This is a genomic window from Brevundimonas sp., from assembly GCF_046295595.1.
Taxonomy (GTDB): Bacteria; Pseudomonadota; Alphaproteobacteria; order Caulobacterales; family Caulobacteraceae; genus Brevundimonas.
This window is the reverse complement of sequence record NZ_JBKBMX010000023.1, coordinates 1-13,850: the sequence shown is the minus strand read 5'-3', so window position 1 is coordinate 13,850 and position 13,850 is coordinate 1. Positions and strand designations below refer to the sequence as shown.

Genomic DNA, 13,850 nt, shown 5'->3' with positions numbered 1-13,850 from the left:
TCAGCTAGACCATGAGAGGATGCATGACGAAGCGCGTGGGCGACGGCCGGGATCAGGCCGAATTCGGGATTTCGGGGCTGGATGACATCCTGGCCGGGGGGCTGGAGCGGAACCGGCTGTATCTGCTGGAGGGCAATCCCGGGACCGGCAAGACCACGGCGGCGATGAACTTCCTGATGCAGGGCGCGGCGCGGGGCGAGCGCTGCCTGTACATCACCCTGTCGGAGACCGAGGAGGAGCTGCGGGCCACGGCGACGTCGCACCACTGGGCGCTGGACGGGATCGAGATCTTCGAACTGGTGCCGCCCGAGAGCCTGCTGGACGAACAGCAGCAGCAGAGCCTGCTGTATTCCTCGGACCTCGAGCTGGGCGAGACCACACGGATGATCCTCGACGCGGTCGAGCGGTCGGATCCGACGCGGGTGGTGGTCGACAGCCTGTCGGAAATCCGGCTGCTGGCCCAGGGCTCGCTGCGCTACCGGCGCCAGGTGCTGGCGCTGAAACACTATTTCGCCAAGCGCGGCGTGACGGTGCTGCTGCTGGACGACCTGACCACCGACATCAACGACAAGACGGTGCACAGCGTGGCGCACGGGGTGATCCAGCTGCAGGAGCTGGCGCCGGAGTATGGCGCCGAGCGGCGGCGGGTGCGGGTGATCAAATACCGTGGGCGGCGATTCCGCGGCGGCTATCACGACTTCACCATCAAGACCGGCGGGCTCGAGGTCTATCCGCGCATCGTCGCCTCGGAGCACCGGACGGCGTTCGAGCGGACGCCGATGTCGAGCGGGGTGACGGAGCTGGACGACCTGTTGGGCGGGGGTGTGGAGCGCGGCTCCAGCTGCCTGATTCTGGGGCCCGCGGGGACGGGCAAGTCGCTGTTCACGATCAATTTCGCGGTGGCGGCGGTGGAGCGGGGCGAGAAGGCGGCGCTGTTCGTGTTCGACGAGGAGCTGGGCCTGCTGTTCGACCGGGTGAAGGGGCTGGGCATCGATCTGGAGGCGATGCGCGACGCCGGCGCGATGATCATCGAACAGGTCGACGCGGCCGAGCTGTCGCCCGGCGAGTTCGCGGCGCGGGTGCGGCGCTGCGTGTCGGAGGACGACATCAAGACGGTCGTGATCGACAGTCTGAACGGCTACCAGGCGGCGATGCCGCAGGAGAAATTCCTCGTGCTGCACATCCACGAGCTGCTGCAGTATCTGAACCGCCAGGGGGCCTCGACCTATCTGACGGTGGCGCAGCACGGGCTGGTCGGGGACATGAAGGCGCCGGTCGATGTGACCTATCTGGCGGATACGGTGATCCTGCTGCGCTATTTCGAGGCGGCCGGGCATGTGCGGCGGGCCGTGTCGGTGATCAAGAAGCGCGCCGGGCGGCACGAGAAGACGATCCGCGAATACGACATCAGCGCCGACGGCCTGACGCTGGGCGAGCCGCTGCACGGCTTCCAGGGCGTGCTGCGCGGGGTGCCGAATTTCGTCGGCCAGGGCTCGGGCCTGATGGGCGACCGCTCGGCATGAGTGACGGCGGCGACGTATCGCAAAGGGCGCTGGTGCTGGCGCCGACCGGGCGCGACGCCGCGGTGGCGGCCGCCATCCTGAAGGAGGCGGGCGCGCCGGTGGAGGTCTGCGAGACGCTGGACAGCCTGCAGGCGCGGCTGTCGGAGGGCGCCGGCCTGGCGGTGGTGGTCGAGGAGGCGCTGCGCGACTGCGACCTGAGCGGGCTGGCGGCGTGGATCGAGGGGCAGCCGTCGTGGTCGGACTTTCCGTTCGTGGTGCTGACCAAGCGCGGCGGCAGCGTCGAGCGCAATCCGGCGGCGCGGCGGCTGTCGGACACCCTGGGCAACGTCAGCTTTCTGGAGCGGCCGTTCCACCCGACCACCCTGGTCAGCGCCGTGCAGACGGCCCTGCGCGGGCGGCGGCGGCAGTATGAGGCGCGCGAGCGGATCGAGGAGATCCGCCGCGCCGAGGCGATGCTGGAGCGCCGTGTGGCGGAGCGCACCGCCGAGCTGGAGGCGGCCAACCGGCAACTGGCCGAACAGATCGGCGAGCGCGAGAAGGTCGAGTCGGCCCTGCGCCAGGCGCAGCGGCTGGAGGCGGTCGGGCAGCTCACCTCGGGCGTGGCGCACGACTTCAACAATCTGCTGACCGTGATCCTCGGCAATGTCGAACAGATGCGGAAGCGGGCCGAGGACCCGGCGCTGATCCGCCGGCTGGCGATGATGAGCGAGGCCTCGCAGCGCGGCGCCCGGCTGACCGCCCAGATGCTGGCCTTCTCGCGGCAGCAGAAGCTGGAGCCGCGGCCGGTCGATCTGAACGGCACGGTCAGGAGCATGCGCGACCTGCTGCAAAGCACGATCGGCGGCAGCGTGCAGATCGCCGAACCGCGGCTGGCCGAGGATCTGTGGCCGGCGATGATCGATCCGACGCAGATCGAACTGGTCATCCTCAACCTGGCGATCAACGCCCGCGACGCCATGGAGGTCGGCGGCTCGCTGACCATCACCACGGCCAATGTGACGCTGGGCGAGCCGGACACGCCGGAGGCCCCGGCGCCGGGCGACTATGTGATGGTGTCGGTGACGGACACCGGCTCGGGCATGACCGACGACGTGCGGGCCCGGGCCTTCGAGCCGTTCTTCACGACCAAGGAGGTCGGCAAGGGGTCGGGTCTGGGGCTGAGCCAGGTGTTCGGCCTCGCCAAACAGTCGGGCGGCGGCGTCGCCATCGACACCGAGGTCGGCCGCGGCACGAGCATCAAGGTGTTCCTGCCGAAGGCCAGCGGAGCGCCGGCGGAACCGGGGGTGGAGGCCGGGGCGGGGCCGGTCGCCCATGAGGATCATCTGGTGGTGCTGGTCGTCGACGACGACGACGCCGTGCGCGAGGTCACCGCCGGCCTGCTGGCGGACCTGGGCTACAATGTCGTCGAGGCGGGCAGCGGCGGGGCGGCGCTGGACCTGTTCGAACGCCATGACGAGATCAGCGCGGTGGTGCTGGACTTCGCCATGCCCGGCATGAACGGGGCCGATCTGGCGCGCGAACTGCGGGCGCGGCGCCCGCGGGTGCCGATCCTGTTCGCCACCGGATACGCCGACGCCGAGGCGCTGATGGGCGTCGGCGATCATCAGATCGTGCACAAGCCGTTCGTCCAGGCGGAACTGGCGCGCAAGCTGTCGCGCAGCTTCGCGACGGGTTGACCGCCGACCGCCCCCTGGGCCATCCGGGGTGCGGACAGGATGACGTCGGCGAGCCAAGCGGGTCAGCCGGCGGCAACCGAATGAACGGAAGAAGCGTTGCAGCCGATCGCACGAGCGTCGGGGGAGATATTGATGCGTCATTTTCGGCGGGGAGCCGCGGCCGCGATTCTGCTTGTCCTGCCCGGGGTGGCGCGGGCCGACGATACGCACGGGTCCGCGCCTGCGCCGAATGACGCCCTCGGCGCCGCCCGGCAGATCGGGGGGGGCGGCCATGACGACCAGGATCTGACACGGCTGTCGCTGGAAGAGCTGTCGATGGTCGAGATCACCTCGGTGTCGCGCCGGCCCGAGGCCCTCGCCGACGCGGCGGCGGCGATCTTCGTCATTTCCGCCGAGGACATCCGTCGCTCCGGCGCGACCAGCCTGCCCGAGGCGCTGCGTCTGGCGCCGAACCTGAGCGTCCAGCGGGTCAATGCGGTCGACTATGCGATCAGCGCGCGGGGCTTCAACGGCTACGAGACCTCGAACAAGCTGCTGGTGGTGGTCGACGGGCGCAGCATCTATTCGACCCTGAGCTCGGGCGTGTTCTGGGACGCCCACGACGTCATGCTGGCGGACGTGGAGCGGATCGAGGTCATCAGCGGCCCGGGCGGGGCGCTGTACGGCTCCAACGCCATGAACGGGGTGATCAACATCATCACCAGATCGGCCGCCGACACGGTGGGCACGCTGTTCAGCGTCGGGGCCGGGGACGACGATTTCGCCTGGGGCCTGCGGCACGGCGGGCAACTGGGCGAGGCCGGCGCCTGGCGGGCCTGGGTGAGCGGCCACGAGCGCGGCGAAACCCGGGCGCCGACCGGCGAGGAGGCCAATGACGACGCCGAGGGGATGCGCGCGGGCGCGCGGGCCGACTGGGCCAGCGGCGAGAACCGGCTGACCCTGCAGGGGGAGGTCTTCGACAACGAGGTCGCCGTCAACGAGGACCTGCTGGGCACCGACACCCAGGTGCGGGGCGGGAACGTGCTGGGTCGCTGGGTCCGCCCGCTGGCGGGCGGCGAACTTCAGGTCCAGGCCTATTTCGACCGGCATGAGAGGGAGGAGCCCGGCTCGCTGGAGGAGTCCGACACCTGGGACGCGTCGGTCCAGCACGCCCTCGATCTGGGACGGCACCGGCTGGTGATGGGCGTCGGCCACCGCGTGATCGACTCCCGCTTCACGGCGCCGGCCGGCGGAGCGGTTCTCGATCCGGCCGAACGGACCCTGACGCTGACCAATGTCTTCGTTCAGGACCAGATCACCCTGGCCGAGGGCCTGACCCTGACGCTGGGCGCCAAATTCGAGGACAACAGCTTCTCGGGCGAGGAATTCCTGCCCAACATCCGGCTGGCCTGGCATCGGCCGGGGGGCGACCTGCTGTGGGGCGCGATCAGCCGCGCCAGCCGCACGCCCAACCGGATCGAGCGCGACCTGACACTGCCGGGCTTCCTGGTCGGGGCCGACTTCCGCTCGGAGACCGCGACGGCCTACGAGCTGGGATACCGCGCCAATCCCTCGCCGCGACTGTCGTTCTCGATCAACGCCTTCTACAATGTCTACGACGACCTGCGGACGGTCTCGATCACGCCGGTGACCTTCCTGCCGCTGAACCTCAGCAACAATGGCGAGGCGACCACCTGGGGCGTGGACGCCTGGACCAGCTATGACGTGTCGCCGTCCTGGCGGATGAGCGCCGGCGTCAGCACCCTGACCCGCGACTATGACGATACGCCGACGACCGACGACATCAGCGGCCTGGTCTCGATCGGCGACGATCCGGACTATCAGGTTCTGCTGCGGTCGCAGCACGACCTGACCGACGCGGTCGAGCTGGACGTGCGGCTGCGCGCCGTCGACGACCTGTCCGCCGTCGATGGCTATGTCGAGGCCGATGTCCGGCTGGGCTGGCATGTGACGGAGCGGCTGGAGCTGTCGCTGACGGGCCGGAACCTGATCGAGGATCGCCACGTCGAGACCGGCGATACGGTCCGCGGCCGGGCCTTCGGCCGCAGCGTCTTCGGCGCCCTGCAGGTGCGCTTCTGATGCGTCCGGGGCGGCGCTCCCTGCCGGTGCTCGTCGCCCTGCTGTGGAGCCTGCCGCTGCACGTCTTCGCCGCGCCCGCGTCGCTGCAGACCAACCTCGAATATTCGGTCAAGGCCAACTATCTGGTGCGGTTCGCCGCCTTCGTTGAATGGCCGCCGCGGTCCTTCGCCGACAGCCGCTCGCCGGTGGTGCTGTGCGTCGCCGGCCGAGATCCGTTCGCCGGATCCCTGGACCGGGCGGCGCGGGCCCAGACCGCCTATGGCCGGCCCCTGATCGTGCGGCGGCCGGCCACGGTCGAGGCGGCGGCCGGTTGTCACATCCTTTATGTCGGCAGCGGCGGAGGGAGCCTGGTTCCGGCCGGTCAGCCCGCCATCCTGCATGTCACCGACGGGGCCGTCTCGACCGATCGGGGGATGATCCATTTCGCGGTCAGCAACGACCGGGTGCGGTTCCATATCGACCTGCAGGCCGCCTCGCGCAGCCGGTTGTCGATCAGTTCGCGCCTGCTGAACCTCGCCCTCAGCGTTAGGGGAGGTTGAGCCGATGCCCTTGCTCGCCCGTCTTCGCTCCAGCCGCTTCCCCCTCGTCGCCCTCGCCTCGCTGCTGGTGCTGCTGATCGCCGGGGTGGCGATCGCGATCGTCAACGAACAGTCATTGAAGGTGCAGACCGCGCGCCAGGCGGGCGCCCAGGCGGACCTGCTGGCCTCGGCGGTCAGCGGCGCCCTCGCTTTCGACGACCGCCAGGCGGCGCAGGACTATGTCGACGCGGTGCAGGTCAATCCGAACGTGCTGGCGGCGGCCATCTATGACGAGCAGAACCGCCTCGTGGCCAGCTTCGCCCGCGTCGGCGAGGTGGTTCCGCCCGTGGCGGCGCCAAGGTCAAGGACGACGACGTTCCGGGATGGCCGGCTGTATATCGTGCGGCCGGTCGAGCAGGCCGGGCAGGCCCTGGGCACGGCGCGCCTGCGTGTGCTGGAAACGCCGCCGGCGCAGAGATTCAGTCGCATCGCCGGCCTGTTGCTGGTGCTGGGGCTGGGCGCGCTGGTCGTCATCGTCCTCGCCGTCGCGCAAGGCGCGCTGCGCCGCGCCAACCGCCAGCTGGCGGACCGCGCCGCCGAACTGGCGCGGGCCAACGACCTGCTGCAGCAGCAGATGATGGAGCGGGAAAAGGCCGAGGAGGCGCTGCGCCAGAGCCAGAAGATGGAGGCCATCGGCCGGTTGACCGGCGGCATCGCCCACGACTTCAACAATCTGCTGATGGTGGCGTCCAGCGGCATCGAGCTGCTGGACCGCACCGAGGACCCCAAACGGCGCGCGGCGCTGGCGGCCGGGGTCAAACAGGCGGTCGAACGGGGCGCGGCCCTGACGCGCCAGCTGCTGGCCTTCGCGCGGCGCTCGCCGCTGCAGGCCGAGGTGCTGGACCTGCGGAGCCACATCGAAGGTTTGCGCTTTCTGCTGGAGCGGTCGCTGCGCGAGGACATCGAGGTGGTGCTGGAGCTGGAAGAGGATCTGTGGCCGATCGAGGCGGATCGCGGCGAGCTTGAGCTGGCCCTGCTGAACCTGGCGGTCAACGCCCGGGACGCCATGCCCCGCGGCGGGCGTCTGACGGTGTCGGGGCACAATATGCCGACCGAGGAAGGCGTGCCCGACCGGGTCTGTCTGAAGGTCGCCGACACCGGCGCGGGGATGTCGGACGTGGTGGCGTCGCGGGTGTTCGAGCCCTTCTTCACCACCAAGGAGGTCGGGCGCGGCACCGGCCTGGGCCTGTCGCAGGTCTATGGCTTCGTGCGCTCGTCGGGCGGCGACATCGGCGTCGAGTCGCGCGAGGGCGAGGGCACGACCTTCACCCTGTGCCTTCCGCGCACCGACAAGACGCCGAAAGAGGCGGCTCCGGCGCTCGCCCTCGAGGCCGGAGAGGCGCCGGCCCGCAAGGCCGGGGGACGGCTGCTGCTGGTCGAGGACGACGATGCGGTCGCGGCCGGCGTCGGCCATATGCTCGGCGACCTCGGCTACAGCCATGTGCGGGTCGCCAGCGCGGCCGAGGCGCTGGTCATGCTGGAGCAGGACGCGGCCTTCGACATGGTGTTCTCGGACATGGTCATGCCGGGCCAGATGGACGGGCTGGGGCTGGCCCAGGAGGTGCGGCGGCGGATGCCGCAGATGCCGGTGCTGCTGACCACCGGGTTCAGCGAGGCGGCCTCGGCGGCGACCGGCCAGGCCTTCCGCCTGCTGCCCAAGCCGTATGGCATCGACAGCCTGACGGCGGCGCTGGGCGAGACGCTGGCGGGTGCGGCGGGACGAACGACGTCGACCTGAACGATTCGGGGGGCGCGGCGTTCGAGTCGCGACATCCGACGACGAGGAGGCGATCATGGCCGCGAGACCGACCTGGCAGGGACATCTGAAGCTGTCGCTGGTGACGTGCCCGGTGGCGCTGTACACGGCGACCTCCTCGGCGACCCACGTCAGCTTCCACCTGATCAATCCCGAGACCAACAACCGCATCCGCATGGTGCCGACCGACCCCGACGCCGGGCCGGTCGAGCGCTCGGATCTGGTCAAGGGGTTCGAGGTGTCGAAGGACGAATACGTCCTGTTCGACGACGAGGACTTCGACAAGGTCAAGCTGGAGAGCACGCGGACCATCTCGATCGACGAGTTCGTCGACGAGGCCGACATCGACCGGCTGTACTGGAACGACCCCTTCTATGTGGTGCCCGAGAAGGGCGTCGGCGCCGAGGCCTTCGCCGTGATCCGCGACGCCATGCAGGCGGCGGGCAAGATCGCCATCGGCTGTCTGGTGCTGCGAGGGCGCGAGCGGCAGATCGCGCTGGAGGTGCGCGGCAAGGGACTGGTGGCCTATTCGCTGCGGGCCCACGACGAGGTGCGCGACGCCGCCGACTATTTCGACGACATCCCGACGGTCAAGCCGGACAAGGACATGGTCGAGATCGCCACCCGCATCATCGGCCAGAAGGAGGCCGACTTCGATCCGACCCAGTTCAAGGACCGCTATGACGAAGCCCTGAAGGCGATGATCAAGGCCAAGCAAAAGGGCGGCGGGGGCCTGGTCGAGGCGCCGGAGCCGGACGACACCAATGTCATCGACCTGATGGAGGCCCTGCGCGCCAGCCTGAAGGGTTCGGCCGCAGCCAAGGCGCCGGCGAAGAAGGCGGCGGCCAAGAAGCCGGCCGCGAAGAAGCCTCCGGCGAAGAAGAAGGCGGCCTAGAGAACCTTCTTCAGCACCGGGCGCGGGTTCACCGCGCCGGCGCGGAAATCCTTCCACGGGTCGGGCTTCTTCAGCAGGGCGGCGGCGTCGTGCAGGGTGTAGGCGGCCGGGTCGAGGCCGGCCTTCACCTGGCCCCACGACAGGGGGAAGGCGATGCCGGCGCCGGGGCGGGCGCGGACCGACCACGGGGCCACCGCCGTGGCCATGCGGCCGTTGCGCAGATAGTCGAGGAAGATCTTCCCGCCGCGCGCCTTCTTGGCGAGGGTGGTGGTGAAATGGTCGGGATCGGCGGCGCGGACGCGTTCCGACACAGCCTTGGCGAAGGCCTTGCACTGGTCCCATCCGATGCGGCTTTTGGCGTCGGCGAGGATGGGGACGACGACGTGCAGCCCCTTGCCGCCGGTGGTCTTGACGAAGGGGTTGAGGCCGAGGCCTTCCAGTTCGCGCTTCAGCACCTTGGCGGCCGAGATGACGTCGGCGAAGTCGAGGCCCTCATCCGGGTCGAGGTCGAAGGTGACCTGGTCGGGGGTTTCGGGGTCGCCGGGCTTGCAGCCCCACGGGTGCAGCTCCAGCCCGCCGGACTGGCCGATGGCGACGAGGCCGCCGACGTCGACGACGCCGACATAGGGTTTGCGCTCCTTTACATCGATCAGCTTCAGCCGCGGGTTGGAGCCGGGCATGGCGTGGCGCTGGAAGAATTTCTGGCCGTTGATGCCTTCGGGGGCGCGGATGATCGAGACCGGGCGGTCGCCGACATGCGGCAGCAGGCGCTCGGCGGCCATTTCGTAATAGCGGACCAGCTCCGCCTTTCTGACAGCGTCCCGGCCGTCGGCGGCGGGCCAGAGGATCTTGTCGGGGTTGGAGATCGTCACGCCGGCGACGACCAGCTTGCCCTTGCCCTTGCCGGCGGCGGGGCGTTCGCCGGGGATGGCGAGGGGGACCGGGTTCGTGTGGCTTCCCGGCTCCTTCGACGGGTCGGAGGGGGCGTGGGGGCGTTCGGTGACCTCGGCCGGCGGCTTGTCCTCGCGCAGGCCCTTGAAGGCGGCGTGGCGCAGCGAACCGGTGTCGGTGTAGCCGCCGTGCTCGATCTCGGCGACCAGCACCGGCTTGACCCAGTGGACGGTGGCGCCGGCGGCGCGGGACTTCTTCGGCGCGTCCTTGCCGACGAAGGGGCTCTTGTCGGTCTCGGCCGCCTTCAGCGCCGGGAGCAGGGTCTTGAGCAGGGTCTGGTTGTAGCCGGTGCCGACGCGGCCGAGATGGCGCAAACCGTCCGTGTCCTGCACCCCGACGATCAGCGAGCGGAAGCGGCCGCCGCCTTCGGAGGTCCAGCCGCCGATGACGACCTCGTCGCCGCCGCGGCATTTGGACTTGAGCCAGGTGGTCGAGCGGCCCTCGCGATAGGGCGCGTCCAGCTTCTTGGAGATGACGCCTTCGAGGTCCATGCGGCAGGCGCTCTCGAGAATGGCCTGGCCGGTTGTGGCGAAATGGTCGACGTAGCGGATGCGGGCGCGGGCGGCCTCGGGGATGCGGTCGATATAGGCCTGCAGCCGCGCCTTGCGCTCCGACAGGGGCAGTTTGCGCAGGTCCTCGGCGCCGTCGAACAGCAGGTCGAAGGCGAAATAGACGAGGTCGCCGGTGTCGCCGCTGGAGATGGCCGCCTGCAGGGCCGAGAAGTCCGGCATGTGGTTCTCGGCCAGGGCGCAGAGCTCACCGTCGACCACCGCATCGGGCCACCCGGCCGCGTCGGCGGCCAGCTCGGGGAATTTGTCCGACCAGTCGAGACCCTTGCGGGTGCGGACGATGGCGCGGCCGCCGCCCGAGGCGACCTGCAGCCGGTAGCCGTCGAACTTGATCTCATGCGCCCAGCCGCTCCCGTGCGGCGGATAGTCGGCGATCTTGCACAGCTGGATCGGGACGAAGGGGCGGGGCTTCGAGGCCGGGCTGGCGGCCGCCGCCGGAGCCTTGGCCTTCGTCGGCGCGGCGCGGGTGGTCTTTTTCGGCGCGGTCGAGCTCTTCGCTCCAGCCGCGATCTCGGCGAGGCTGCGGCCGGTGGTGATCGAGGCGTCGATGGCCATATTGGCGTCGCCCTCTTCCGGGACGGCGAATTCGTCCTTCTCCTTGATCAGCAGCCAGTTGTTGCGTTTCGACGGCTTGCCGCGATCCGTCTTCATGCGGATCAGGGCCCATTTGCCCTGCAGCCGCTCGCCGTGGACGATCATCTTGACGTTGCCGCGGGCGAAGGCGTCGGCGAGGTCGTCCTCCTGCGGCTCCCAGGTTCCGCGGTCCCACAGCTGCACCGTGCCGGCGCCGTAGTTGCCGGCCGGGATGGTCCCTTCAAAGGTCCCGTAGTCGAGCGGATGGTCCTCGACCTCGACCGCCAGCCGTTTGACGGTGGTGTCGCGCGACGGCGCCTTGGTGACGGCCCAGGATTTGAGCACGCCGTCCACCTCGATGCGGAAGTCGTAGTGCAGCCGCGTCGCCGCGTGACGCTGAATGAGGTAGGTCAGGCCGGCCTTGCGCGCCCGGCCCTTCTTGCCCGCAGGCTCCGGCGTGTCACCGAAATTCCGCTTCTTCTTGTACGTTTCAAGTTCGCCGCGCACCCGGGCCTCCCGTCATCAGCCGGAAGGAGAACGCGCGCGCGTCCGGATGGCTCAATCGACGGACGCGGGGCGGCGCCGGTGGTTATTCGGCCTGCGGCTCTTCGTCCGGCTTTTCACCGCGGGCGGCGGCGCGCTTCTCGGCCTTGGCGGCGGCCTTTTCAGCGGCCTTCTTCTGATCGGCGCGGTCGCGCTCCATGCGTTCGAAGCTGTAGTTGGGCTTACGGGCCATCGGCAGGTCTTCCTTTCCGGCGCAGCGCGCCTGACGCAATGCGTCGGCAGAACGCCGCAGGGGCGGCGGGGGATGCGTACAAGGTGGGGCGCCCCGGCGCGCGGGACAACCATTCAATCGACGGCGACGATTTCCACCGTCTGGCCAGCCACCGTCGCCTCGTCGCCAACCCGCTTGCCGGTCAGGGCCACGGCGAGGGGCGAAACATGGCTGACCGAGCCGGCGGCCGGGTCGGCCTCGTCCTCGCCGGTGATCCGCCAGGTCTGGGTGCGGCCGTCGTCGCGCTCGATCGTCACCGAGCCGCCGAAACGGACGCGGCCGTCGGCCGTGGTCTCGACCGGCTGGGCCGTGGCGCGGCGGGCCGACCAGTAGCGCAGATCGCGGGTGGCGCGGGCCATGGCGGTGCGGTCGGCCTCGATGTCGCCCTTGGCTTGGGCAGCGGCGTAGGCCGCGCGGGCGGAGGCGAGGGCGGCGTCGATCGCCGCCAGACCTTCGGGCGTGACGAGGTTCGGGTGGGGTGAAATCGGGCGGTCCGGAAGATCGGCGGCCGTGGCCTCCAGATCCTCCTCGCGGGTGAATGCAACGCTCATGGGGACGAAGCGTATGCCGGTCGCGGTCGTTCCGGTCTAGAACGGGGCCATGAGCTCTACAGACAAGACGGTGCATGTGATCGGGGCCGGACCGGCCGGGCTGATGGCGGCCGAGCAGCTGGCCCGGGCGGGCGTCGCCGTGGTGGTGCACGAGGCCATGCCCTCGGCGGCGCGAAAATTTCTGATGGCCGGGCGCGGCGGACTGAATCTGACCCATTCGGAGCCGATGGAGGGGTTCAGCGCCCGCTATGGCGCGGCGTCGCCGACCGTGTCGGGCTGGCTGGAGCCGTTCTCGCCGACGCATATGATCGGCTGGGCCGAGGGCCTGGGGCAGCCGGTGTTCACCGGCTCGTCGGGGCGGGTGTTTCCACGATCGATGAAGGCCTCGCCGCTGTTGCGGGCCTGGCTGGGCCGGCTCGGAGAGCTGGGGGTCGAGCTGCGGACGCGGTCGCGCTGGGCAGGCCGGCGGGATGGCGACTGGGTGTTCGAGACGCCGGAGGGTGAACGGGTCGAGCGGCCCGATGCGGTCGTGCTGGCGCTGGGCGGGGCCAGCTGGCCGCGGCTGGGCTCGGACGGGCGCTGGCGCGAGCCGCTGGAAGCCGAAGGCGTCGAGGTGGCGCCGTTCCGGCCCTCCAATGTCGGCTTCGACGTCGTCTGGTCCGAGGTATTCGCCGACCGGTTCGCCGGCCTGCCGTTGAAGCCCATCGCCCTGACCTTCGGCGAGACGACGGTGCGCGGCGAGGCCATGGTGACGCGCTACGGTCTGGAAGGCGGGGCGGTCTACGCCCTGTCGGCGCCGCTGAGGGATGCGGTGGAGCGCGACGGCTCGGCGACCCTGACCGTCGACCTGCGGCCCGACCTGTCGATCGAGGCCCTGGCGCTGCGGCTGACCAGGTCGCGCGGCAAGGACAGCGTGTCCAACTGGCTGAGGAAGGCGGCGGGACTGTCGCCGGTCGGCGTCGGCCTGTTGCGCGAGATTCCGGGCGAGCTGCCGCCGGGGGCGGACAAGCTGGCGCGGCGGATCAAGGCGGTGCGCCTGACCCTGACCGGGGTTCAGGGACTGGCGCGGGCCATTTCCACGGCCGGGGGCGTGACGCTGGACGCGGTGGACGAGCGGCTGATGCTGACCGCCCTGCCCGGCGTCTTCGTCGCCGGCGAGATGCTGGACTGGGAGGCGCCGACCGGCGGCTATCTGCTGCAGGCGTCGATGGCCTCGGGGGTGGTCGCGGCGGAGGGCGTGCTGGCCTGGTTCGTGGCGCACGGCACAGGTTCGCCGTCCGCGCGTTGATCCCGCGTCCCCGACGGGGGGCGGCGTTCAGGGGTCGGACATGCGGATGATGGATTTCAGCTCGTGGCAGAGCATTCTGGTCAGCCTGGTGGCGCTGGCCCTGTTCGCCCTGATCGGGGTCGGCATCCGCCTGGTCATGATGATGACCTTCCAGCAGCGCCGCGAGCGCGCCAACCGCCAGATCAACGAACGGCTGAAGACTCTGATGGCTGCCTACAAGGTGCTGGGCGGGTCGTTCACCGGCGATCTGTCGGTCGATCCGCGGCATATGCGGCAGCTGCGGCGCGCGGCCGTGACCGGCGAAGGGGTCGGTCTGGGCGAGGCCGCGGCGGAGCCGGGCGAGGAAGGCTCGGACCGGGCCCGGCGCATCCGCGACGCGGTCGAGGCGGCCCTGTCGGACATCATCCTTCTGGGTACGGACGAACAGGTGCGGCTCGCCCAGCGCGCGGCGGTGGATCTGGTCGAGGGGCGGCCGGTGCACACCCATGAGCTGGTGGTGTCGTTGCGCGACTTCGTACGTCACGCGCTGGACCTCGCGCCGATTCCGGCCGGGCTGGAGATTCCGGTGCAGGGTCCGACCCGGCCGGCGAGCGCCGGCGGGGGCGCGCGCGGCGGCGGCGCGGGTCGGGCCGGCGG

The 13,850-nt window shown here is 70.3% G+C and carries 11 protein-coding genes; 8 read left to right on the top strand and 3 right to left on the bottom strand.

The genetic code is table 11. The features are described 5' to 3' along the window. Window positions 1-23: 23 nt before the first annotated feature. From ACK4JY_RS13170 to ACK4JY_RS13145, 6 genes are all read left to right on the top strand, one after another. Complete coding sequence (locus ACK4JY_RS13170) at window positions 24-1,523, top strand: ATPase domain-containing protein (RefSeq protein ID WP_409606435.1); 1,500 nt, start codon at window positions 24-26, stop codon at window positions 1,521-1,523. Then, window positions 1,520-3,199, top strand: a complete 1,680-nt coding sequence (locus ACK4JY_RS13165; protein WP_409606433.1) for a response regulator — start codon at window positions 1,520-1,522, stop codon at window positions 3,197-3,199. Before ACK4JY_RS13170 ends, ACK4JY_RS13165 begins: the two co-directional genes overlap by 4 nt. A 132-nt stretch (window positions 3,200-3,331) precedes the next feature. Beyond that, a complete protein-coding gene (locus tag ACK4JY_RS13160; RefSeq protein WP_409606431.1) occupies window positions 3,332-5,278 on the top strand; it encodes a TonB-dependent receptor plug domain-containing protein in 1,947 nt (648 codons plus the stop codon). Further along, window positions 5,278-5,817: a YfiR family protein gene (locus ACK4JY_RS13155; RefSeq protein ID WP_409606429.1), complete on the top strand. Its 540-nt coding sequence runs from the start codon at window positions 5,278-5,280 to the stop codon at window positions 5,815-5,817. The genes ACK4JY_RS13160 and ACK4JY_RS13155 overlap by 1 nt, the downstream gene beginning before the upstream one ends. A 4-nt stretch (window positions 5,818-5,821) precedes the next feature. After that, a complete protein-coding gene (locus tag ACK4JY_RS13150; protein WP_409606427.1) occupies window positions 5,822-7,594 on the top strand; it encodes an ATP-binding protein in 1,773 nt (590 codons plus the stop codon). A 55-nt stretch (window positions 7,595-7,649) separates the two neighbouring features. Next, window positions 7,650-8,507, top strand: coding sequence for a Ku protein (locus ACK4JY_RS13145; RefSeq protein WP_409606425.1), 858 nt, complete (start codon window positions 7,650-7,652; stop codon window positions 8,505-8,507). Here ACK4JY_RS13145 and ligD read toward each other — a convergent pair. The 3 genes from ligD to greA all read right to left on the bottom strand — a co-directional run bounded on the left by ligD (window position 8,504) and on the right by greA (window position 11,926). Next, window positions 8,504-11,107 carry a DNA ligase D gene (gene ligD, locus ACK4JY_RS13140; RefSeq protein WP_409606423.1) on the bottom strand — a complete coding sequence of 868 codons (2,604 nt, stop codon included), beginning with the start codon at window positions 11,105-11,107 and terminating at the stop codon, window positions 8,504-8,506. The genes ACK4JY_RS13145 and ligD overlap by 4 nt on opposite strands. Before the next feature lie 82 nt (window positions 11,108-11,189). Next, window positions 11,190-11,336 (bottom strand): hypothetical protein, encoded by a 147-nt coding sequence (locus ACK4JY_RS13135; protein WP_409606422.1) that lies wholly within the window; start codon window positions 11,334-11,336, stop codon window positions 11,190-11,192. Window positions 11,337-11,449: 113 nt separating this feature from the next. Next, a complete protein-coding gene (gene greA, locus ACK4JY_RS13130; RefSeq protein ID WP_409606420.1) occupies window positions 11,450-11,926 on the bottom strand; it encodes a transcription elongation factor GreA in 477 nt (158 codons plus the stop codon). A 49-nt stretch (window positions 11,927-11,975) separates the two neighbouring features. Here greA and ACK4JY_RS13125 point away from each other — a divergent pair, with 49 nt between their 5' ends. After that, the gene (locus ACK4JY_RS13125; RefSeq protein ID WP_409606418.1) at window positions 11,976-13,214 is read left to right on the top strand and encodes an NAD(P)/FAD-dependent oxidoreductase; all 1,239 of its coding nucleotides are present in this window, start codon (window positions 11,976-11,978) and stop codon (window positions 13,212-13,214) included. Window positions 13,215-13,260: 46 nt separating this feature from the next. Continuing rightward, a partial coding sequence (locus tag ACK4JY_RS13120; protein ID WP_409606416.1) for a hypothetical protein occupies window positions 13,261-13,850 on the top strand: 590 nt, incomplete at its 3' end.

What these genes read in the sequence shown, in the direction of transcription:
- ACK4JY_RS13135 (WP_409606422.1), bottom strand. Translation starts at nt 11,336, where the DNA reads ATGGCCCGTAAGCCCAACTACAGCTTCGAACGCATGGAGCGCGACCGC.
- ACK4JY_RS13145 (WP_409606425.1), top strand. Translation starts at nt 7,650, where the DNA reads ATGGCCGCGAGACCGACCTGGCAGGGACATCTGAAGCTGTCGCTGGTG.
- ACK4JY_RS13125 (WP_409606418.1), top strand. Translation starts at nt 11,976, where the DNA reads ATGAGCTCTACAGACAAGACGGTGCATGTGATCGGGGCCGGACCGGCC.
- ACK4JY_RS13150 (WP_409606427.1), top strand. Translation starts at nt 5,822, where the DNA reads ATGCCCTTGCTCGCCCGTCTTCGCTCCAGCCGCTTCCCCCTCGTCGCC.
- ACK4JY_RS13160 (WP_409606431.1), top strand. Translation starts at nt 3,332, where the DNA reads ATGCGTCATTTTCGGCGGGGAGCCGCGGCCGCGATTCTGCTTGTCCTG.
- ACK4JY_RS13155 (WP_409606429.1), top strand. Translation starts at nt 5,278, where the DNA reads ATGCGTCCGGGGCGGCGCTCCCTGCCGGTGCTCGTCGCCCTGCTGTGG.
- greA (WP_409606420.1), bottom strand. Translation starts at nt 11,926, where the DNA reads ATGAGCGTTGCATTCACCCGCGAGGAGGATCTGGAGGCCACGGCCGCC.
- ACK4JY_RS13165 (WP_409606433.1), top strand. Translation starts at nt 1,520, where the DNA reads ATGAGTGACGGCGGCGACGTATCGCAAAGGGCGCTGGTGCTGGCGCCG.
- ACK4JY_RS13170 (WP_409606435.1), top strand. Translation starts at nt 24, where the DNA reads ATGACGAAGCGCGTGGGCGACGGCCGGGATCAGGCCGAATTCGGGATT.